We start from the raw sequence: 17,413 nt of genomic DNA on the forward strand, positions 1-17,413 counted from the left end.
CCCGCCACCGGTCAGTAGTCGAAGGCGCGCGCGGTGTTCACCGCGATCGCGGTGGCCAGGGTGGTCTCGTCGACGCCCTTCACCTCGGCCATGGCACGCAGCGTGACCGGGATCAGATAGGGCGCGTTGGGGCGGCCCCGGTACGGGGCGGGGGTGAGGAAGGGCGCGTCGGTCTCCACCAGGACGAGTTCCGTGGGCGCGACGGCCAGCGCGTCGCGCAGCGGCTGGGCGTTCTTGAAGGTGACGTTGCCCGCGAAGGACATGTAGTACCCGGCCTGGGCGCACAGCTCGGCCATCTCGGCGTCGCCGGAGTAGCAGTGGAAGACCGTGCGCTCCGGGGCGCCCGCGTCGGCCAGGATGCGCAGCACGTCGGCGTGCGCTTCGCGGTCGTGGATGACGAGGGCCTTGCCGTGGCGCTTGGCGATCTCGATATGGGCCCGGAAGGACTCCTCCTGGGCGGCCATGCCCTCGGGGCCGGTGCGGAAGTGGTCGAGTCCGGTCTCGCCGACGCCCCGGACGTCGGGGAGCGCGGCCAGGGCGTCGATCTCCGCCAGCGCCTCGTGGAGGGCGGCGGTGCCGCCGCCCTCGCGGGCCCCCTGCCGCGACCAGCCGTCGGGGTCCCCGTGGACGATCCGGGGCGCCTCGTTGGGGTGCAGGGCGACGGCCGCGTACACGCTCGGGTGCGCGGCGGCCGTCTCGGCGGCCCAGCGCGATCCCTTCACGTCGCAGCCGACCTGGATCACTGTGGTCACGTTCACCGCGGCGGCCCTGGCCAGGCCCTCCTCGACGGTGCCGTCCTGCATGTCCAGGTGGGTGTGCGAGTCCGCGACCGGTACCGGGAGCGGTTCGGGCAGCGGCGGGGCTTCGGTACGGCTCATGGCCACGATCGTACGAGGACCGCGGCCCGGGGCCTCACCGAGACCGTACGGACGTCACCGGCGCTGGAAGGGATGGAGCAGGTCGGAGAGGTGCCAGTGGTGCTCGCCCGTCGGCGCGGCGGTGGCGGCCACCGGCCCGGCGGCGGGCTCCGGCGGTACGGGCTCCTGGACCCGGTGGGGGTTGCGGAGCAGTTGCTGCACCGTGGAGACCCGGCCGGACCGCATGATCCGGACGACGTGTCCGCCGCAGTTGGCGCAGGTCGGTGTGGAGAGCGGGGACGGGACGCGCTCGCCGTTCGCCTTGTAGACCACGTACGCGTGCTGCGAGGCGTCGACGTGGTGCTCGATCTCGTAGGCCTGTTCCCAGCCGTATCCGCACCGCATGCAGGCGAATGCGTAGGCCTCATGCGCGGTGGTCGCTGCGATGTCGCTCATGCTGGCTCCTCTTGTCCGCCGGACAAGCACTCCGGGGAATGCGTCCTGGATCCAGTGGACGCCTTTACCGGCGGGAGCGCACCGGGCCCTGTCGAGTGTTGGACCGGTTTTGAGCTTCTCGTGGCAAAAGGGGCCGGTACGCGGCTCTTACTTTGCTTTTCACGATAGTCCTTTACCGTCCGCGGGGCCGGTCCGAGCCGCGTTCTTTGCCGCGACGACCGCGTCGAACACCTCGCGTTTGGGCAGGCCCGCGGCGGCGGCCACGGCGGCGATCGCCTCCTTGCGCCGCTCCCCCGCCTCCTCGCGCACCCGCACCCTGCGCACCAGCTCCTCGGCGTCCAGCTCCTCGGGCCCGGTCTCGGGGGCGCCCTCCACGACGACGGTGATCTCGCCGCGTACGCCCTCGGCCGCCCAGACGGCCAGCTCGCCCAGCGGGCCGCGCTTGACCTCCTCGTACGTCTTGGTCAGCTCCCGGCACACGGCGGCGCGCCGGCCGGTGCCCAGGACCTCGGCCATCGCGGCGAGGGTGTCGTCGAGGCGGTGCGGGGCCTCGAAGAAGACCATGGTGCGGCGCTCGTCGGCGACCTCGCGGAGCCGGCCGAGGCGCTCCCCGGCCTTGCGGGGCAGGAAGCCCTCGAAGGTGAAGCGGTCGACCGGCAGCCCGGACAGGGCGAGGGCGGTGAGCACGGCGGACGGGCCGGGCACGGCGGTGACCCGGATGTCGTGCTCGACGGCGGCGGCGACCAGCCGGTAGCCGGGGTCGGAGACGGAGGGCATGCCCGCGTCGGTGACCAGCAGCACCCGGGCGCCGCCGAGCAGCGCCTCGACGAGTTCGGGGGTGCGGGCGGACTCGTTGCCCTCGAAATAGGAGACGACACGCCCCGAGGTGTGGACGCCCAGGGCCTGGGTCAGCCGGCGCAGCCGCCGGGTGTCCTCGGCGGCGACGACGTCGGCCGTCTCCAGTTCGGCGGCCAGGCGGGGCGGGGCGTCCGCCACATCGCCGATGGGGGTCCCTGCCAGTACCAGCGTTCCAGTCGATCCAGTCACAACGTCCATCCTCCCAGCACGGGCGGCAGCGTCCGCACAGACGTGTTCCCTACGATGGCGCGGTGACGAGTACTGCGCCCGAAGCCCGGCAGGGCCAAGACGCCGGGGAAGAGCACGGCCCGGAGCCGACTTCCTGGCAGCGGCGGCTGCGCCGCTTCGGCCATGTGCCCCGCGCCGGAATCGGGCTGCGGGAACGGCTGATCCCCCCGTACACCCGGCCCGGCGGCCAGCTGTGGGCGGTGCTCGGGGTGCCGCCGCCGCTCGCGGACCGGCTGGTGCGCTGGTCGGCGTGGGGCGGCCCGCTGCTGGTCGCGGCGGTGGCGGGGGTGCTGCGCTTCTGGAAGCTGGGCAGCCCGCACGCGGTGATATTCGACGAGACGTACTACGCCAAGGACTCCTGGGCACTGATCAACCAGGGGTACGAGGGGGCGTGGCCCAAGGACGTCGACAAGCTGATCCTCAACGATCCGTCCCAGGTTCCGGTCCCGACGGATCCCGGCTATGTGGTCCATCCGCCGATGGGCAAGTGGATCATCGGGATCGGTGAGCAGCTGTTCGGTTTCACGCCGTTCGGCTGGCGGTTCATGGTGGCCGTGCTCGGCACCCTGTCGGTGCTGATGCTCTGCCGTATCGGCCGCCGGCTCTTCCGTTCGACGTTCCTGGGCTGTCTGGCGGGCGCGCTGCTCGCGGTGGACGGTCTGCACTTCGTGATGAGCCGCACGGCGCTGCTCGACCTGGTGCTGATGTTCTTCGTGCTGGCCGCGTTCGGCTGTCTGCTCATCGACCGCGACCGGTCCAGGAGCCGGCTCGCGGCGGCGCTGCCGGAGACCGAGGACGGGGTGCTGCGGCCGGACGTCGACGTCGCGGAGAACCTCAGGCTGGGCCTGCGCCCGTGGCGGATCGCGGCCGGGGTCTGTCTGGGCCTGGCCGCCGCGACGAAGTGGAACGGGCTGTACGTCATGGTCGCGTTCGGCCTGATGACGGTTCTGTGGGACGTGGGCGCGCGGCGGACGGCGGGGGCGATGCGGCCGTACTTCGCGGTGCTGAAGCGGGATCTGCTGCCGGCCTTCGTCTCCGTCGTGCCCGTCGCGGTGGTCACGTACCTCGCCACCTGGACCGGCTGGATCGTCCGCAACGACCCGAAGCACCACGGCTACTACCGGGACTGGGCGGCGACCGACGGCAAGGGCGGCTCCTGGACCTGGCTGCCGGACTGGCTGCGCAGCCTGTGGCACTACGAGAACCAGGTCTACGAGTTCCATGTGAACCTGACCTCCGGCCACACCTACCAGTCCAACCCCTGGAGCTGGATCGTCCTGGGCCGCCCCGTCTCCTACTTCTACGAGGAGGAGAACGGCTGCACGCAGTCCGCCACCGGCAAATGCGCCCGCGAGGTCCTGGCCCTCGGCACTCCGCTGCTGTGGTGGGCCGCGTGCTTCGCCCTGGTCTACGTCCTGTGGCGCTGGTTCTTCCGCCGCGACTGGCGCGCCGGTGCCATCGCCTGCGGCGTGGCGGCGGGCTGGCTCCCCTGGTTCCTCTACCAGGAGCGCACCATCTTCCTCTTCTACGCGGTCGTCTTCGTGCCCTTCCTCTGTCTCGCCGTCTCCATGATGATCGGCGCGATGCTGGGGCCCGCGGCGCATACCGGCACCGCCCATGAACTGGGCCTGACGAAAAGCGACCCCACCGGCGAACGCCGCCGGACGGTGGGCGCCGCGGCGGCGGGCGTCCTGGTCCTGCTGATCATCTGGAATTTCATCTACTTCTGGCCGCTGTACACCGGAACACCGATTCCGGAGGATTCCTGGCGGGACCGGATGTGGCTGGATACCTGGATCTGAGCCGTCCGTTCACGCCGTATCGGATCGCGTTCCTATAACAACCATCTCCCCCTTCACCGCCGTCCCGTAGGGTTCCCGCAAAAGCCCCCTTGAACATGTTCAAGGGGGCCTCCTGGGGAGGGGGACGCAGCAATGCGCAGCGGGGCGAAGGTGGCCGTCGTCGGCGGGGTGTTCGCGGTCGTGGTCGGCGGGGTGGGCTACGGGGCGTACAACATCCTGGACGGGCTGGGGGACAGCGGGGTCGGGGGCGGCTCGGACGCCAAGACCACGACGGCCGAGGTGCGGACCGGGCCGGTCACGAAGGACGAGATAGCCGATACGTCGAAGGAGTTCCTGGCCGCGTGGGCGAGCGGGGACGCGACGACGGCGGCCCAGCTCACCAACAACGAGGGCGAGGCGGGTCCGGCGCTGACCGGGTACAGCGAGTCCGCCCATGTCACCGAGGCGGTGATCACCGCGGGCGCGGCGACCGGTTCGAAGGTGCCGTACACGGTGAAGGCGACGGTCTCCTACAAGGGCACGACGAAGGCCTGGTCGTACGCCTCCGAGCTGACCGTGGTCCGCGGGCTGACCACCGGGAAGCCGCTCGTCGACTGGGAGCCCTCGGTGATCCACCCGGACCTGAAGAAGGGCGAGTCGCTGGAGACGGGCGAGTCGAAGACCGCCTCGATCGAGGCGGTCGACCGCAACGGCAAGGTGCTCACCAAGGAGAAGTACCCCTCGCTGGGCGTCATCCTGGACGAGCTGCGCAAGAAGTACGGCACGAAGGCCGGCGGCACCACGGGCATCGAGACGTGGATCAACAGCGCGACCGCCGACGGGGCGGACAGGACACTGCTGACCCTGGTCAAGGGCAAGCCCGGCCGGGTGCCGACCACGCTGGACGCGGGGATCCAGGCGGCGGCCGAGCGCGCGGTGAAGAAGTACCCCGAATCCTCGGTGGCCGCCGTCGAACCGTCGAGCGGGGCGATCCGGGCCATCGCCAACAACCGGGCGGACGGCTTCGACGCGGCGCGGTGGGCCCAGCTGGCACCCGGTTCCACGATGAAGATCGTCACCGCCGCGATGATCATCCAGCACGGTCTGGGCACCGCGAACGGGCCCGTCAAGTGCCCGGCCACGGTGCCCTGGGAGGGCCGGGTCTTCCACAACCTGAACGACTTCTCGATGACCGACAACCCCACGCTGAAGCGGGCCTTCGCCCGGTCCTGCAACACGGCCTTCATCAAGCCCGTGCTGCCGCTCGGCGAGGGCACCCGGGACACCGCCCTCGGCGACGAGGCCTCGCGCTACTTCGGCATCGGCCAGGAGTGGAAGGCCGGTATCAGCACGAAGGACGGATCGGTCCCGCCGTCCGAGGGCGCGGAGACCGCCGCCTCGTTCATCGGCCAGGGCAAGATCAAGATGAATCCGCTGAACATGGCGTCCGTCACCCCCACCGCCGTGCACGGCCAGTTCCTCCAGCCGTACATCGTCCCTCGCTCCCTGGACAACCGGACCTTCGCCACCGCGTCCCCGCTGCCCGGCGGCGTCTCGGCCCAGCTCAAGGAGATGATGAACTACACCGCCACCAGCGGCGAGGGCACGGCCACCCAGGCGATGGCCGGCGTCGGCAGCTACAAGGGCGGCAAGACCGGTTCCGCCGAGGTCGACGGCAAGGCCACCTCCGACAGCTGGTTCACCGGCTTCTCCAACGACCTCGCCGCCGCCGCCCTCGTCCAGTCCGGCGGCCACGGCGGCACGGCGGCGGGCCCTGTCGTCGCGGAGGTGCTGCGGGCGGGGCCGTGAGGCGGGCCCGTCCCGTATCCGATTGACGAACGCGGCCCCGTTTCCCGATAGTCGACCGGGGCGGGGCCGCGCGCGGACCGGCCCCACGACGTCAACGGCCTTGCGGAGGAGGGGAGAGATGGGCGCCGTCCTGATCGTGCTGCTCGTGGTGCTCGGGACCGTCGCGGGCCTGGTCCTGCGGCAGTTGCACCGCTATCCGGGAGGCGGGCGGTTCGCGTTCGGGAGCGAGCACGCCGCCGCGCGCCGCGACCTGGACGCCGCCCGGACCACCCTGCGCGGACTGGAGCGCAGCGCCGCCCGGGAACTGGCCGCCGCCCATGACGCCAACCAGCGGGCCGCCACCACGCACCGGCGCCGGGTGCGCAGGGCGGAGGAGGACCTGGCCCAGCTGAACGATCCCGGGCGCGGCGGCTACCGGGAGGAGCTGGGCGACCTGAGCCTCTACGAGTTCGTGCTCGTCCTGAGCACCGAGGACTGGTCGGGAGAGCTGCCCCTGCACGAGACCTCCGTCCGCTCCGAGCACACCCACCACGGCGGCCACGTCTATGTGACCGCCCCTGGCGGGCGCCGGCACCTCATCACGTACCCGGCCGGGCAGTTCGACGAGGAGCACGTCCGCAGGTTCGTCCTCGCCGTCCACAACACCACCGCCGCCGCGAAGGAGTTCCGGGCCGACCGCCCCCGCCTTCTGCGCGAGGCCCGCGCCGAGCTGCGCCGCGTCCGCGAGGACACCACCGGCCAGGCCGAGGCGAGCCGCCGGCTCCACGACCTGACCCTCCACCAGCAGCACGACCCCGGCATCCCCCGGGCCCGCCAGGAACTCGACGCCGCCCGCGCCCGCTGGCACCGGCTGACGGGGCACGTCCCGGGCTGATCGGGCCGTCAGACCGGGTTCGTGAAGGGCGCGGTGCGGCAGGACAGCCGGTGGTTCGCGGAAGGGGAAGCCACCCGGGCGGTCCAGAAAATCAGTAGCGGCTCCACGTCTGATAGCCGTTGGAGAAGCTCGCGGTGCTACAGGTGTGGAGACGCAGGCCGTAGTTGAGGCTGTAGTCCATGCACTCACCGGTGGCCACGTTCTTCCAGCTGACCCAGTTTTCGGTCGGGTCGGAGGCGTACATCCGCCACTTCTGGTAGCCGTTGTTGTAGCTCGCGTCACTGCATCCGTGCGTGCGCACACCGTAGTTGGCGCTGCCGTCGAGGCAGAGTCCCGTATAGGCATTCTGGAACTTGAAGTAGTCACCCGTGCTGGTCCAGTAGAACTTCTGGTATCTGGCGTCGAAGCTCGCCTGGCTGCACGTGTGCAGCCGGAGCCCGTTGGCGTTGCTGTCGTCCAGGCACTCCCAGGCGTAGTACTGAACGAAGCTCTTCTCCCCCTTGAAGATGTTGTCTCCGGACGCGTTCGCGCCCGTTTCCCCCGGCAGGCCGGATACCGGCACCTCGGAGGCATGCTTCGTGGGCGCCTCGGCCGTCACCTCCACGGACGGGCGGACCGGGTCGGCGGCCAACTCTGACGCCGACGCGCCTGGCGCGGCAGCAAACAGCCCAATCATCCCGACGACGGTAAGGGCGACGGACACGGGTCTTCTCACTGGGCACATCCTCCTGGGTACTGCACTATGGCCTGCATCACGGCTGTGTACCGCGCCTTTCCGCCGCACAAAAGCCGTGATCATCATGCCGCGTCGGCCAATGAATAGTCCATGAGGTTCTCGCCCACCGAACAAGCGCGCTCACCCCGGGACGTCCCCCGGCCCCGTGAACTCGCGGACCACGACCGAACCCCGGTCCTGGCGGCCCGGTTCCGTGGGTCGATGGGTCACCGGTTCCCCGCCCGGCACCCGCCACCGCCGACGGAGGCGGCCCCCACCTCCACCGAGCCACCGCCACCGCCACCGCCACCACCACCGCCGTCAGCGATGCCCCAGGACATTGACCACCCGCCCCGAGGGGTCGCGGACGAAGAACCGCCGTACGCCCCACTCCTCGTCCCGCAGCGCATGGACGATCTCCGCGCCGCTCTCCCGCAGGACCTCGTAGGCGGCGTCCACGTCGTCGACCTCGATGCTCATGTCGGGGACGACGGGCGCGGTCCTGTCGCTGTGCATGACGCTGATCTGCGCCGCCGGGCCGGCCGGGGAGGCGAGCGTCATGATCCAGCCGTGGTTCATGACCTCCTCGAAGCCCAGCAGGCCGTAGAACTCCCGGCTCTCCTGCGCGGCCTCCGTGCGGATGTTGGGTACAACGCGGCGAACGGCCATCGACGACTCCCGGACGAGAACGAACCTGCCTGGCCCTTCCAGGGGTACTACACCGCGCCCGTCACCGAGGCCGTTTCCGGTGCTCACCCTCGCCGGGAGGGCCGGTCACGCCCCGGGGAACGACCGTCCGGCGGCGGCCCCGCGCCCCGCCGCGCCAACGCCGCGCGCCGAGGGACCCGTTCACCAACTATTGACACGCTCTTGTCAGGAGCGGAACACTCCCGAGTGGGAGAGCGCTCTCCCAACTCCATGCAATCCCCCACGAACGCAGGAGGAGGTCTCCATGCCACGGAGGTCGAGAACCCTCACCGGACTGCTCTTGTTCACTTCGCTGACGCTGACCACGGCGGGGATCGCCGGGATCACGGCGACGGCGAACGCTTCCACCGAAAGCCCCGCACAGGCGGCGGGCACGCACGCGCAGCACGCCGCGTACTCCATGCCGGGGATGCCCGGGATGGCGGACTCCACGCAGGCCTCGGCGGACGATCCGGACGGGGACGGCTACATCATGGCCGACCCGCCGGTCACCGGGGTCACCCCGTCGATGGAGGTGCCGCCGCAGGCGTACTTCCACGAGTTCCAGGCCAAGTGCGCGCCGACGCACACCGCTCCGGACGACCCGATCGTCTATCCGGGCCAGCCGGGCAAGTCCCATGACCACACGTTCATGGGCAACACCACGACGGACGCGTACACGACCGCCGACTCGCTCCAGAACGGCGACACCACGTGCCTGGCCCCCGGTGACAAGTCGGGGTACTGGATGCCGAGCCTGTTCAACGGGGACACCAAGGTGCTCCCGGACGGCGTCCAGACGATCTACTACAAGTCGGGTGTCACCGACTACCGGAGCGTCCGCCCCTTCCCCAAGGGCCTGCGCTACGTCGTCGGCTCCCCGATGCAGACCCAGGAGGAGTTCAAGAACCTCAAGGGCACGGTCGAGGGCTGGGAGTGCGCCGAGAGCTTCAAGAACTACGACTTCCCGGCGGCCTGCCCGGACCGCCGCGAGGTCCAGCTCAACCTCCGCCTCCAGGCCCCCAGTTGCTGGGACGGCATCCATCTGGACACCCCGGACCACAAGAGCCACATGGCCTACCCGGTGGCCTCGGGCAACAACTACAACTCCTGCCCGGCCGATCACCCGGTGGCGCTGCCGATGATCGAGTTCAAGATGGCCTGGCCGGTCAACGGTGACATGTCGCAGGTGAAGCTCGCGAGCGGACGCGGCTTCTCGTTCCACTACGACTTCATGAACGGCTGGGACGCCCGCACGCTGGACGCGATGGTCACCCACTGCGTCAAGGGCGGCCTCCAGTGCGACCCGCACGGCTACGACGAGAACCACCCCGACAAGGGCGCGGTCCTCGACGGGAACTACCAGCTCCCGTAGTCCCCACACCCCCACAACCGGACGGAGGCGGGGCCTTTTTTCGGCCGATCTTGGAGAGCGCTCTCCAAGATCGCTTCCGTCGCACCCTCACCACCCGCAAGGAGCACTCGCATGCACCATCCCCCCACACACAGGGCCACGCGCGAAACTGCCCGCAGGACCAGGCGCCTGGTGACCCCGCTCGCGGCGGCCGCGCTGCTCGGCGGCGGACTGCTCGCCGTCCAGGCCCCGGCGGCCCAGGCCGCGGGAAGCGTCGTCAAGGTCACCGGATCGCAGGGCGACTGGCAGCTGACCGTGGACGGTTCGCCGTATACGGTCAAGGGCCTCACCTGGGGCCCCTCGGTCTCCGACGCCGAGAAGTACCTGCCCGATCTGAAGTCCATGGGCGTCAACACCATCCGCACCTGGGGCACCGACGCCACCAGCAAGCCGCTCTTCGACACGGCGGCGGCCAACGGCGTCAAGGTCATCGCAGGCTTCTGGCTCCAGCCCGGCGGCGGCCCCGGCAGCGGTGGCTGCGTCAACTACCTCACGGACACGCAGTACAAGAACGACATGCTCGCCGAGTTCCCCAAGTGGGTCGACACCTACAAGGACAACCCGGGCGTGCTCATGTGGAACGTCGGCAACGAGTCCACGCTCGGCCTCCAGAACTGCTACGGCGGCGACGAACTGGAGGCCCAGCGCAACGCGTACACCTCCTTCGTCAACGAGATCGCCAAGAAGATCCACCAGGTCGACCCCAACCACCCGGTCACCTCCACGGACGCCTGGACCGGGGCCTGGCCGTACTACAAGAAGAACACCCCCGACCTCGATCTGTACGCCGTCAACGCCTACAACGCGGTGTGCGACGTCAAATCCGACTGGGAGCAAGGCGGTTACGACAAGCCGTACATCGTCACCGAGACGGGTCCGGCCGGTGAGTGGGAGGTCGACGACGATGCCAACGGCGTTCCCACCGAACCCACCGACGTCGCCAAGGCCGAGGGCTACACCAAGGCGTGGGGCTGCGTGACCGGGCACACCGGGGTGGCGCTCGGCGCCACGATGTTCCACTACGGCACCGAGAACGACTTCGGCGGTGTGTGGTTCAACCTGCTGCCCGGCGGCGAGAAGCGCCTCTCGTACTACGCGGTGAAGAAGGCGTACGGCGCCGACACCTCCGGTGACAACACCCCGCCGGTGATCAGCGGCATGACGGTCGACGACGCCACGAGCGGCGTACCGACCGGCGGCCAGGTCCACATCACCGCCCCCACCAGCGACCCGGACGGTGACGCGCTCACCTACCAGGTCCTGTTCAGCAGCAACTACATCGACCAGAACAAGGCCCTGGTCCCGGCGGAGACCACGGTCAACGGCGACGGCTCCCTCACCGCGAAGGCCCCGTCCAAGACCGGTGTCTACAAGGTCTACGTGAAGGCCACCGACGGCCACGGCAACGCCGGCATCGAGACCACGTCCCTGAAGGTCGTCCCGCCGAAGGTGGAGGGCACGAACGTCGCGCTGGGCAAGACGGCCACCGCCTCCTCCTTCCAGACCGACCCGACGGGCGGCTGCCCCTGCGCCGCATCCAGCGCCGTGGACGGCAAGAACGACACCCGCTGGGCCAGCGACTGGAGCGATCCGCAGTGGCTCCAGGTCGATCTGGGCACCTCCACCACCTTCAAGCACGTCCAGCTCTCCTGGGACCCGGCGTACGGCAAGGCGTACGACATCCAGACGTCCGAGGACGGCCAGAACTGGACGACGGTGAAGTCCGTGACGGACGGCGACGGCGACATCGACGACTTCGACGTCAACGGCACCGGCCGCTACGTACGGATCAACGCCACCGCCCGCGGCACCGGCTGGGGCTACTCGCTCTACGAGTTCGGGATCTACAGCTGACGGGAGGCGTCCGCACATGAGGGTCACGCACCTCGACCGGGCCCGCCCCTACGTCCTCGGTCTGTTCCGGATCGTCGTCGGACTGCTCTTCGCCTGCCACGGCGTCGCCTCGCTCTTCGGCGTCCTCGGCAGACCGGAACTCCCGGCGGGCACCTGGCCGGGCTGGTACGCGGCCGTCATCCAGCTGGCCGGCGGCACCCTGGTCCTGATCGGCCTCGGCACCCGGACGGCGGCCCTCATCGGCTCCGGCTCCATGGCCTTCGCGTACTTCGACGTCCACCAGCGGACGGGCCTGCTCCCCATCGAGAACGGCGGAGAACCCGCCGCCCTCTTCTGCTGGACCCTCCTCCTGCTCACCGTCACCGGCCCGGGTGCCCTGGCGGCGGACCGCCTGTTCGCCACCGACGCCCAGCCCGCGTCCCAGCAGAAGGAGGAACACCACCTCGGCGTCCCCGTTTGAGGGAACGGCTACGCCGCGAACGGCCCCTGGGGTGTCCCGGGGGCCGTTCGGCGTTCGGCGTACGTACCCGGGAAGAGCGCGCTCCCCTCCCCCGTCCCGCTCAGGCGGTCTCGAAGCCGCCGCGCTTGATGTCCGTCACGAACGCGGTGAACGCGGCGGGGGTGAGGGCGAGAGCGGGGCCCGTGAGGTTCTTGGAGTCACGGACGGGGACGGTGCCGGTGGGGGCGAGGTTGGTGGCGACCTGGACGCACTGGCCGCCGTTCTGACTGTACGAGGAAGTGAGCCAACGAGGGGATTCGGTCGTCACGGTGTGCCCTTTCGCGTCTGCTGAGCCTCAGGCGGTCAGGAAACCGCCAAGCTTGATGTCCATCACGAACACGCTGTAGGCGGCAGGGGTGAGCGCGAGGGTGGGACCCGTCGGATTCTTCGAATCACGGACAGGAACAGTGCCGGTGGCGGCGAGATTGATGGCGACCTGGACGCAAGCGCCGCCGTTGTCGCTGTACGAGGACGTGTACCAGCGGGGGGATTCAGTGGTCACGGGATACCCTCTCGTCTCTGCTCGGCCTCAGGCGGTCGGGAAGCCGCCGTGCTTGATGTCCGTCACGAACGCGGTGAACGCGGCGGGAGTGAGCGCGAGGACGGGACCGGTCGGATTCTTGGAATCGCGGACCGGAACTGTGCCGGTGGCGGCGAGGTTGGTGGCGACCTGGACGCAAGCGCCGCCGTTGTTGCTGTAGGAGGACGTGTACCAGCGGGGGGATTCGGTCGTCACGGAGTGCCCTTTCGTAACTGCTCGATCATGGCCACGGACGCCGCCTGGGAGAGCGATTCGGCCTGTAGCTGATGGTAGGCCGTCAGCAGCGGCAGCACGAAGCTGCTTTCCCGCTCCAGGTGCCCCTGATGGGCGGACTCCGCGTAGGACATCAACGAGCGGTCGGGCATCGTCAGTATGTAGAGGGGCAGGTCGAACGGACGGCGGTCGCCCATGGAGAACGGGGCGATCTGGAACACCGTGGTCGGCAGCTCCGCGAACTCCAGTAGCCGAGCCAACTGGGCTTCCATGACGGCGGAATCGCCGATGGGACGCCGGACACAGCTTTCGTCCAGCACCACCAGGACGAGCGGAGGGTTGGGCCGCAGCAAGGAATCCTGTCGCTCCGCGACGAGCTCCACGCGTTGAAGCGCCTGGTCGGGCGTAATGACACCCCTTCTGACCGCGCTCTCCGCCAGGGCCGTCGCGTACTCCGGCGTCTGGAGCAGGCCCGGCATGACGCCCACCTCGTAGAGGCGGATCTCGGCGGCCTTCCCCTCGTGCCCCACGTACTCCGGGAACCCTTCCAGGAGGGCAGTGTCACGTGCCGCCCGACCCTGGCGCTCGAACTGGTCGCCGGTTCCGAATGCCCTGTCAGCCCTGTTCGAGAAGCGCGGAGTTGGAGACCTTCGACCAGTTTCCACAGCTGATACGTGGGTGCCCGAGTATCCCATGCGCTCACCCAGCTCGTCCTGCGTCCAGCCGCGTTCGTCTCGCAACCTGCGAAGACGCTCTCCGAACGCTGCGACTGGGGAACTCTCTGGACTCAGTTCCTTACGGTTCAAGGCACACCGCCCAACTCTTCGTGCGAATCGTGCAAGTTGAAGACCATGTGACTCTAGGACACGCTGAGCCGCCTTGGTAGTGGAACGACTACGGAGAGGTACGGCAGTGTCTACACAGGTACAACCGTCCGAATTCACCCCCGCCCCCGGGGCCCTCGTCGTCGATGTGACCCGGGCGCATCTGCCCCGGATCGGGGAGTTCCGAGGGGTCGCCGGCCCTTACTGGATGCTCCGGCCGGCCCGGGGCGGCGCCGAGTGGGAGGTGCTGCCCGAGCACACGCGGGAGGCGACGTCCCGGGAGCGGCTGTGGGCGCGGAACGCGCGGGAGAACGCGCGGAGTCGGGGTGAGGTCGCATGAAAGGCGACGGGCGGGAGGCGCGCGAGGGCGCCGGGGCGGACGCCGACGCCGTCCCGTCGTCGGGTGGGTGCGGGACGTGCGAGGCGTTCACCGCCGCCGAGGAGGCCGCGCAGCGTGCGGGCGACGGGAGCCGGGAGACGGACTTCCGGGTGCTCCGGCGGCGGCACGCGGAGACCGCGCACGGGGCGGACGAGGCGTAATGCGGCGCACGGGCCTCCCCGGCTGTCTCCGGGAGGCCCGTGCGATGCGGTGGACGGTACGGGCCTGCGGCGCCGGGTCGGCCCCTCGGCCGGGACCGACCGTCGGGCTTCGAGTCCCGGCTCCGGGACGTGCTGGCCCGCCGGGTCAGCGGATCGCCTCGTCCATGAGGACGTAGAGGAGCCCGACCAGGGAGCCGCTGCTGACGATCTCGCGGCGGTCGATCATGCCCCGTACGTCGGCCAGCGGGATCCACTCGATGCGGTCCGACTCGTTCTTCTCGGTCGGCGGTCCCTCGTACGTCGCCCCGTCGGCGCGGAAGATGTGGTGCTGGGAGTCGGTGATGCCGTTGGCCGGCTCGGCGTAGATGAGCGGCTTGACCGCTGCGGGACGCCAGCCGGTCTCCTCCAGCACTTCACGGGCCGCTGCCTCAGCCGGTGTCTCGCCCTCTTCGACCAGGCCCATGGGCAGCTCCCACGCCCAGGCGTCCGTGATGAAGCGGTGCCGCCACATCATCAGCACCTCGCGCCGCTCGTTGACCACGGCGGCCACGGCCAGGTGCCGGAGCTTGACGACGTGGTGTTCCCAGCGGTTCCCGTCCGGCGTCTCGACGTCAGTGAGCCACAGGTTCACCCAGCTGTTCTCGTAGATCGGACGTTCCCCGTGGATCTTCCACTGCATCGCTGCGGCTCCTCTCGGTCAGCCTCCAGCATCGCAGAGCTACACGTGCCCGTGCTTGCCGCCAGAATGGCGAGGATATCGATGAGAGAGCCCTGCATTCCACGGAGCCCCGATGACCGCCCAGCCCGCGCACGATCAATCGGTCACCGACCGCAGCCTCCTCGCCACCAAGGCGTACGGCACGGGCCGGCACCTGGCCGCGCGCCGGTCCCTGTACCAGTGGCAGACTCCGCGCCACGATCTTCCGGGCATGGTCGTCAGCGAACTGGCCGGCGTACACGGCTCGGTGACGGACGTGGGCTGCGGGAACGGAGAGTTCGTCGCCCGGCTGCGGGAGGACCGTACCGACCTGAACGTGCTGCCTGCGGATGTCTCGCGCGGCATTCTCGGTGCCGTCCCGGGAGCGGTCGTCGCGGACATCCAGCAGTTGCCCGTCGCGGACGGAGTCCTCGGCGCGGTTCTCGCGCTGCACATGCTGTACCACGTCGAGGACCAGGCCCAGGCCGTGCGGGAGCTGGGCCGTGTGCTGGCCCCCGGCGGCATCGCGATCGTCTCCACGAACAGCCGGACCGACAAACGAGAGTTGGAGAACCTCTGGCGCCGGGCCGCCGGCGATGTGCTGGGCGTCGCGGAGGGGCCAGCACGCGTGCAGTTGTCCTCCCGCTTCACCCTGGAGGATGCGCCGGCGGTCCTCGGTGAGGTCTTCGGTGAGATCCGTACGATCCCCCTGCCCGGGGTGATCGAGGTGACCGACGCCGACCCGGTCGTCGCGCACTTGGCTTCCTACGAGGCCTGGGCGGACCGAATGGGCGTCCCGTTCCGGGAGACGATCGAGCGCGCGCGGGAACGGGTCGACCAGACCATTCGGGCAGAAGGTGCCTTCCGCATCAGGTGTCTTGGCGGCCTGCTCGTCTGCCGTTGACACCTGCTGCCGCAGAGCGGGCTACGGCGGTTGTGGGCGGTACGGGCCCGCGCGGCCCCCTGTTCCGCGCGGGCCCGTACCGAGCCAGGACCGTCAACCAGTCGGGGCCGTCCGTCAGCCGATGCTGTCCGCCGGGCCCACGCGCAGATAGGTGTGCGTGTTGGTGATGTGCCCGGGGTCGTCGACCGGGCTGTAGTCCGTCTCCAGGAGCAGACCGTCGGAGGGGCGCACGATCCAGCCCGGATCGTGCTGGACGCTCAGCGGGAGGGTGCCGGACCAGGTCCAGCTGATCCGGGTGCCGGTCCGTCCGGCGGCGTCCTTCACCCCTTCGGTGACCTTGGCGCCGGGTGTGCCGGCCATGACCCGGTAGAGCGCGGCGCGCAGCCGGGGCGGGGCGGGCGCGTCGGTGAGCAGGGTTCCGGCCTGGCGTACGGTCTGCTCGTCGGCGGCGCTCCCCCGGGCACCCGCCGACAGGGCGCGGCGCAGCGCGTCCGGGGCGGTGGGCAGGGTGTCGAGGCCCTTCCAGCCGACCTGCCGGTCGCCGACGGCCCAACTGGTGCCGGACGGGTTGGACTTGGTGACGGTCCGGCCGTTGTGCGTCTTGATGACGACCGTGCTCCGGCTCAGGTACACGTCGTCGGTCCGGGCCCGCTCGCCCTCCACCCAGGTCCGGACGGTGGTGTGCCAGTACGGGGCGTCGATCGCGTCCCCGGAGGCCGCGCGGTCGGCCATGGCGGTGAACACCTCGGCCGCCGAGGCGGTGGCGGCCGGTTCGCCGCCGATGTCGGTCACGGGCAGGAGGGCCGCTCCGGCGGCCAGCACCGCGACGGCGGCGGCCCCGACCAGCACCCGGCGGCGGCCGGGGTGCGCCCGGCGTGGCCGGACGGCGGCGGCCGGGGCCGCCGGGACGGCGGGCCGGGCCGCGGTGTCGGCGGCGATGGCGGCGCGCACGAGGGAGCGGGCCCGCTCCCGGACCGCGTCGTCGGGCGGGGTGGTGCGGCCGGCCCGGCGCAGTGCTTCGGCACCGGGGAAGTCGAGGACGTCGGTGCGCTGGTCGGTGTGCGTCATGCGGGGTCTCCCGTCAGGGTCGTACGGGTGGTGGCGGAGAGTCCGTCGCGGAGCCGGGCGCGGGCCCGGTGCAGTCGGGAGCGCGCGGTGCCCGCGGGGATGCCGACGGCCGCCGCGGCCTCGGCCGGGGTCAGTTCCTCCCAGGCGACGAGGAGCAGCAACTCCCTTTCCGCCTCCGGAAGTCCGGCGAGTCCGGCGCGCAGGTCGGGGGCGACGGCGGCGGCGTCCAGGCGTGCGTCGACGGCGTGCCAGGGGTCGCCCGGCGCGGCGTCGGCGGGCGGCTGCGGCCGGTCCGCCGCCCGTGCGGCGGCCTGCCGGTGGCGGGCCAGGACGTTCCTGGCGACGCCGAACAGCCAGCCCCTGGCCGATCCGCGTCCGGCGTCGAAGGTGCTCCGGTGGGCGTACGCCTGGAGCCACACCTCGGAGAGCAGGTCGTCGGCGGCGGCCGGTGCCCGGCGCACGAGGTAGCCGTGCAGGGCCGTACTGTGCCGGTCGACCAGCGGTTCGAAGGCGTCGGGCTCGCGGGCCGCCCGCGTCAGCAGGTCCTCGTCCGGATCCATGAGGTCTCCTGTCCGATCCCGCCCGGGTGGCGGT

21 protein-coding genes are annotated in these 17,413 nt (G+C 70.6%); 9 read left to right on the plus strand and 12 right to left on the minus strand.

Annotated features, from left to right (window positions below; genetic code table 11):
- Positions 1-11 precede the first annotated feature (11 nt).
- The 3 genes from ACFVDM_RS29210 to rsmI all read right to left on the minus strand — a co-directional run bounded on the left by ACFVDM_RS29210 (position 12) and on the right by rsmI (position 2,369).
- Positions 12-878, minus strand: coding sequence for a TatD family hydrolase (locus tag ACFVDM_RS29210; protein WP_383646750.1), 867 nt, complete (start codon positions 876-878; stop codon positions 12-14).
- Between the two features lie 54 nt (positions 879-932).
- The gene (locus ACFVDM_RS29215; protein ID WP_383646753.1) at positions 933-1,313 is read right to left on the minus strand and encodes a hypothetical protein; all 381 of its coding nucleotides are present in this window, start codon (positions 1,311-1,313) and stop codon (positions 933-935) included.
- A gap of 159 nt (positions 1,314-1,472) precedes the next feature.
- Positions 1,473-2,369 (minus strand): 16S rRNA (cytidine(1402)-2'-O)-methyltransferase, encoded by an 897-nt coding sequence (gene rsmI, locus ACFVDM_RS29220; RefSeq protein WP_383646756.1) that lies wholly within the window; start codon positions 2,367-2,369, stop codon positions 1,473-1,475.
- Between the two features lie 53 nt (positions 2,370-2,422).
- Between rsmI and ACFVDM_RS29225 the strand changes: the two genes are divergently transcribed.
- The 3 genes from ACFVDM_RS29225 to ACFVDM_RS29235 all read left to right on the plus strand — a co-directional run bounded on the left by ACFVDM_RS29225 (position 2,423) and on the right by ACFVDM_RS29235 (position 6,863).
- Positions 2,423-4,201 carry a dolichyl-phosphate-mannose--protein mannosyltransferase gene (locus tag ACFVDM_RS29225; protein WP_383646759.1) on the plus strand — a complete coding sequence of 593 codons (1,779 nt, stop codon included), beginning with the start codon at positions 2,423-2,425 and terminating at the stop codon, positions 4,199-4,201.
- Positions 4,202-4,333: 132 nt separating this feature from the next.
- Complete coding sequence (locus ACFVDM_RS29230; RefSeq protein WP_383646762.1) at positions 4,334-5,989, plus strand: penicillin-binding transpeptidase domain-containing protein; 1,656 nt, start codon at positions 4,334-4,336, stop codon at positions 5,987-5,989.
- 118 nt (positions 5,990-6,107) lie between these two features.
- A complete protein-coding gene (locus ACFVDM_RS29235; protein ID WP_383646764.1) occupies positions 6,108-6,863 on the plus strand; it encodes a hypothetical protein in 756 nt (251 codons plus the stop codon).
- A gap of 91 nt (positions 6,864-6,954) precedes the next feature.
- Here the strand turns inward: ACFVDM_RS29235 and ACFVDM_RS29240 are convergent, their stop codons facing one another.
- The gene (locus ACFVDM_RS29240; RefSeq protein ID WP_383646767.1) at positions 6,955-7,566 is read right to left on the minus strand and encodes an RICIN domain-containing protein; all 612 of its coding nucleotides are present in this window, start codon (positions 7,564-7,566) and stop codon (positions 6,955-6,957) included.
- A 333-nt stretch (positions 7,567-7,899) separates the two neighbouring features.
- Entirely contained in the window at positions 7,900-8,247 is a 348-nt protein-coding gene (locus ACFVDM_RS29245; protein ID WP_383646770.1) for a VOC family protein, read from the minus strand.
- A 283-nt stretch (positions 8,248-8,530) separates the two neighbouring features.
- Here ACFVDM_RS29245 and ACFVDM_RS29250 point away from each other — a divergent pair, with 283 nt between their 5' ends.
- The 3 genes from ACFVDM_RS29250 to ACFVDM_RS29260 all read left to right on the plus strand — a co-directional run bounded on the left by ACFVDM_RS29250 (position 8,531) and on the right by ACFVDM_RS29260 (position 11,993).
- On the plus strand, positions 8,531-9,640 hold the full coding sequence (locus tag ACFVDM_RS29250; RefSeq protein WP_383646774.1) for a DUF1996 domain-containing protein: 1,110 nt from the start codon (positions 8,531-8,533) through the stop codon (positions 9,638-9,640).
- A gap of 111 nt (positions 9,641-9,751) precedes the next feature.
- Positions 9,752-11,533, plus strand: a complete 1,782-nt coding sequence (locus ACFVDM_RS29255) for a discoidin domain-containing protein (protein ID WP_383646777.1) — start codon at positions 9,752-9,754, stop codon at positions 11,531-11,533.
- A 16-nt stretch (positions 11,534-11,549) separates the two neighbouring features.
- The gene (locus ACFVDM_RS29260; protein ID WP_383646781.1) at positions 11,550-11,993 is read left to right on the plus strand and encodes a DoxX family protein; all 444 of its coding nucleotides are present in this window, start codon (positions 11,550-11,552) and stop codon (positions 11,991-11,993) included.
- A 100-nt stretch (positions 11,994-12,093) separates the two neighbouring features.
- Here the strand turns inward: ACFVDM_RS29260 and ACFVDM_RS29265 are convergent, their stop codons facing one another.
- From ACFVDM_RS29265 to ACFVDM_RS29280, 4 genes are read right to left on the minus strand one after another with little or no spacing between them, the layout of a single operon-like run.
- Entirely contained in the window at positions 12,094-12,300 is a 207-nt protein-coding gene (locus tag ACFVDM_RS29265) for a DUF397 domain-containing protein (RefSeq protein ID WP_383646784.1), read from the minus strand.
- A 27-nt stretch (positions 12,301-12,327) separates the two neighbouring features.
- A complete protein-coding gene (locus ACFVDM_RS29270; RefSeq protein WP_383646789.1) occupies positions 12,328-12,534 on the minus strand; it encodes a DUF397 domain-containing protein in 207 nt (68 codons plus the stop codon).
- A gap of 27 nt (positions 12,535-12,561) precedes the next feature.
- Positions 12,562-12,768: a DUF397 domain-containing protein gene (locus tag ACFVDM_RS29275; RefSeq protein ID WP_383646793.1), complete on the minus strand. Its 207-nt coding sequence runs from the start codon at positions 12,766-12,768 to the stop codon at positions 12,562-12,564.
- Positions 12,765-13,592 carry a helix-turn-helix transcriptional regulator gene (locus ACFVDM_RS29280; RefSeq protein WP_383646796.1) on the minus strand — a complete coding sequence of 276 codons (828 nt, stop codon included), beginning with the start codon at positions 13,590-13,592 and terminating at the stop codon, positions 12,765-12,767. Before ACFVDM_RS29280 ends, ACFVDM_RS29275 begins: the two co-directional genes overlap by 4 nt.
- Positions 13,593-13,698: 106 nt before the next feature.
- Here ACFVDM_RS29280 and ACFVDM_RS29285 point away from each other — a divergent pair, with 106 nt between their 5' ends.
- Together ACFVDM_RS29285 and ACFVDM_RS29290 are read left to right on the plus strand one after the other, a co-directional pair.
- Positions 13,699-13,950 carry a hypothetical protein gene (locus tag ACFVDM_RS29285; RefSeq protein WP_383646801.1) on the plus strand — a complete coding sequence of 84 codons (252 nt, stop codon included), beginning with the start codon at positions 13,699-13,701 and terminating at the stop codon, positions 13,948-13,950.
- Positions 13,947-14,150 carry a hypothetical protein gene (locus ACFVDM_RS29290; RefSeq protein ID WP_383646806.1) on the plus strand — a complete coding sequence of 68 codons (204 nt, stop codon included), beginning with the start codon at positions 13,947-13,949 and terminating at the stop codon, positions 14,148-14,150. The genes ACFVDM_RS29285 and ACFVDM_RS29290 overlap by 4 nt, the downstream gene beginning before the upstream one ends.
- Before the next feature lie 145 nt (positions 14,151-14,295).
- Here ACFVDM_RS29290 and ACFVDM_RS29295 read toward each other — a convergent pair whose 3' ends face one another.
- Positions 14,296-14,829 carry an NUDIX hydrolase gene (locus ACFVDM_RS29295; RefSeq protein ID WP_383646811.1) on the minus strand — a complete coding sequence of 178 codons (534 nt, stop codon included), beginning with the start codon at positions 14,827-14,829 and terminating at the stop codon, positions 14,296-14,298.
- A 112-nt stretch (positions 14,830-14,941) separates the two neighbouring features.
- On the opposite strand from ACFVDM_RS29295, the gene ACFVDM_RS29300 reads away from it, so the two are divergent.
- Positions 14,942-15,751 (plus strand): class I SAM-dependent methyltransferase, encoded by an 810-nt coding sequence (locus ACFVDM_RS29300; protein ID WP_383646815.1) that lies wholly within the window; start codon positions 14,942-14,944, stop codon positions 15,749-15,751.
- A 114-nt stretch (positions 15,752-15,865) separates the two neighbouring features.
- Here the strand turns inward: ACFVDM_RS29300 and ACFVDM_RS29305 are convergent, their stop codons facing one another.
- Positions 15,866-16,819, minus strand: coding sequence for a hypothetical protein (locus ACFVDM_RS29305; protein ID WP_383646818.1), 954 nt, complete (start codon positions 16,817-16,819; stop codon positions 15,866-15,868).
- The gene (locus ACFVDM_RS29310; RefSeq protein WP_383646824.1) at positions 16,816-17,379 is read right to left on the minus strand and encodes an RNA polymerase sigma factor; all 564 of its coding nucleotides are present in this window, start codon (positions 17,377-17,379) and stop codon (positions 16,816-16,818) included. The genes ACFVDM_RS29305 and ACFVDM_RS29310 overlap by 4 nt, the downstream gene beginning before the upstream one ends.
- Positions 17,380-17,413: the final 34 nt, after the last annotated feature.

The organism is Streptomyces sp. NPDC057682 (assembly GCF_042799575.1).
GTDB lineage: Bacteria > Actinomycetota > Actinomycetes > Streptomycetales > Streptomycetaceae > Streptomyces.

What these genes read in the sequence shown, in the direction of transcription:
- ACFVDM_RS29210 (WP_383646750.1), bottom strand. Translation starts at nt 878, where the DNA reads ATGAGCCGTACCGAAGCCCCGCCGCTGCCCGAACCGCTCCCGGTACCG.
- ACFVDM_RS29215 (WP_383646753.1), bottom strand. Translation starts at nt 1,313, where the DNA reads ATGAGCGACATCGCAGCGACCACCGCGCATGAGGCCTACGCATTCGCC.
- rsmI (WP_383646756.1), bottom strand. Translation starts at nt 2,369, where the DNA reads ATGGACGTTGTGACTGGATCGACTGGAACGCTGGTACTGGCAGGGACC.
- ACFVDM_RS29230 (WP_383646762.1), top strand. Translation starts at nt 4,334, where the DNA reads ATGCGCAGCGGGGCGAAGGTGGCCGTCGTCGGCGGGGTGTTCGCGGTC.
- ACFVDM_RS29235 (WP_383646764.1), top strand. Translation starts at nt 6,108, where the DNA reads ATGGGCGCCGTCCTGATCGTGCTGCTCGTGGTGCTCGGGACCGTCGCG.
- ACFVDM_RS29245 (WP_383646770.1), bottom strand. Translation starts at nt 8,247, where the DNA reads ATGGCCGTTCGCCGCGTTGTACCCAACATCCGCACGGAGGCCGCGCAG.
- ACFVDM_RS29250 (WP_383646774.1), top strand. Translation starts at nt 8,531, where the DNA reads ATGCCACGGAGGTCGAGAACCCTCACCGGACTGCTCTTGTTCACTTCG.
- ACFVDM_RS29255 (WP_383646777.1), top strand. Translation starts at nt 9,752, where the DNA reads ATGCACCATCCCCCCACACACAGGGCCACGCGCGAAACTGCCCGCAGG.
- ACFVDM_RS29260 (WP_383646781.1), top strand. Translation starts at nt 11,550, where the DNA reads ATGAGGGTCACGCACCTCGACCGGGCCCGCCCCTACGTCCTCGGTCTG.
- ACFVDM_RS29290 (WP_383646806.1), top strand. Translation starts at nt 13,947, where the DNA reads ATGAAAGGCGACGGGCGGGAGGCGCGCGAGGGCGCCGGGGCGGACGCC.
- ACFVDM_RS29295 (WP_383646811.1), bottom strand. Translation starts at nt 14,829, where the DNA reads ATGCAGTGGAAGATCCACGGGGAACGTCCGATCTACGAGAACAGCTGG.
- ACFVDM_RS29300 (WP_383646815.1), top strand. Translation starts at nt 14,942, where the DNA reads ATGACCGCCCAGCCCGCGCACGATCAATCGGTCACCGACCGCAGCCTC.
- ACFVDM_RS29305 (WP_383646818.1), bottom strand. Translation starts at nt 16,819, where the DNA reads ATGACGCACACCGACCAGCGCACCGACGTCCTCGACTTCCCCGGTGCC.
- ACFVDM_RS29310 (WP_383646824.1), bottom strand. Translation starts at nt 17,379, where the DNA reads ATGGATCCGGACGAGGACCTGCTGACGCGGGCGGCCCGCGAGCCCGAC.